At 46.9% G+C, this 1,613-nt stretch carries 2 protein-coding genes; one reads left to right on the forward strand and one right to left on the reverse strand.

Annotation, left to right across the window (positions count from 1 at the left end; translation table 11 throughout):
• The first annotated feature begins 348 nt into the window (after positions 1-348).
• Entirely contained in the window at positions 349-1,041 is a 693-nt protein-coding gene (locus AC1D35_RS35990) for a hypothetical protein (RefSeq protein ID WP_477942771.1), read from the forward strand.
• Positions 1,042-1,421: 380 nt separating this feature from the next.
• On the opposite strand, the gene AC1D35_RS35995 is transcribed toward AC1D35_RS35990, so the two are convergent.
• Positions 1,422-1,613, reverse strand: a 192-nt coding sequence (locus AC1D35_RS35995; RefSeq protein ID WP_477942773.1) for a hypothetical protein, incomplete at its 5' end; no start/stop codon positions are given.

Genomic DNA, 1,613 nt, shown 5'->3' on the forward strand with positions numbered 1-1,613 from the left:
CCTCTCCGCGGTCTGGTCGGCGCTTGTTCGGCGCGGGCGTTCTCATAACGAGCAACTGACAGGCTGGCAATTTACGTTGAGAGGCGGTTAAGGGTGTGGCCGGACCGGGCCAGACGCTAGCGATTGCTTTACATATTTTTCAACTAATACGTCTAGATACGTTTCCACACTCGCTTCATCACAACGATGTGCTTCTCATGGAGTCTAGAAAAAGAAAGCCCTACTTCAGCGGATTTTCCCTTTTACCCGTGCGCACTAGTCGAAATGAATTTATTCCATGGACGTATCTGCAAAAAATATTGTCAACGGCAATGAACATTCCGTTGAGGAGAATAGGGAAAGAACATTTTGAATTATGTAATTAGTTTTTTTGGACTTAAATTACGCTCACCGGGAGGAAAGAAAGAGAAATTCCTGGCAATTTTTTCTGCAATAATCATTTTCGCCATCGGAAGCGTATCGAATATCGGAATGACTAAGTTAAGCGATTCTCTCTTCCCAGATGAGGTCCAACAAGACCTCGTGGCGACGCAAGAAAAAATCCAAGAAAAGGTCAACAATATTGAAGCGATAGGTAAGTCTATTACCGATAAAATATCGGTTGTAGATGGTAAGCTAAGTGCAAATCTCAATTCTGATGTTGAGCGATTGAAAGAGGCAGTCACGAACTTAAAGCCTGATATTGCCCATGTTGGAACCGTTAGCGGAGAGGCTGTTCGTCTTTTCACCGAGGCGAAACAAAATGACATCAAAAAAAGGAACTTTAGCGTTTTAAGTGACTTTGTCGTGCCGTCGGGCCAAGGGGCAACGGTTTGCCCAGATCGCTATACTTTCAGTATGAAAGAAACCGTTGGCACGTCGATTGAGGCCGCCCTATCTGGTGGAGGGGACCAAACCAGGTCGGCATTGGCTCCGGGTGGTTCGATATATCTGAAAACTGCAACTGGAAACATCGTTCAAGTTGCCTATCAGAGCAAATACGGTGAAGGAAGAGATGCGACTTACGGCTTTTCGGTATTCTGTGGCCCGGGAAATGGCTGATATTTCCGTCTATCGTCAATAGATACTGAGGCTAAGAGATTTTAACACGCCATAGACATTACTATACCGCCTCAACTAAATGCTGGAAATATGGCGATAAGAGCTCGGTCTAGCGCCTCTTTGGCTGGTAGCAGCACCCAGCGTAGAAATTCCTGACGGCCGAGATCGCTCTACGAGGGTCATTTGACTGGTAATCCTCGACTCCTAGCTGTATCGACACCACGGCGTTTTCGAACAGTTCGCTCATGACAGACATTCTATGCGGCGGAAGGCCCTTTGTATCGGCTTCGAGCGCCAATAATAGTTCTGGATCGAATTTGAGTGCTTCCGCGGCCTTTGATGATCTCTGCCAAGAAACATCCTTGATTGGCGCAAACGCTTCATACCTCAACATCGAAAGGCCAACCATGATAGCTTGAGAGTGAGCCATCATCGGCCTTTTTCACCGTCAATCTGAAGCGTGTTCCGATGGCACTTTCTCGGATTGCTTGTGGGCATGACTTAATCAAAACCGTCGGATCATAGCCTTGGCCATCAACGGCTTTAACCCCGGTTTTCCCATTGTCCAGGTG

It is taken from the genome of Rhizobium sp. P1_E6 (genome assembly GCF_056405875.1).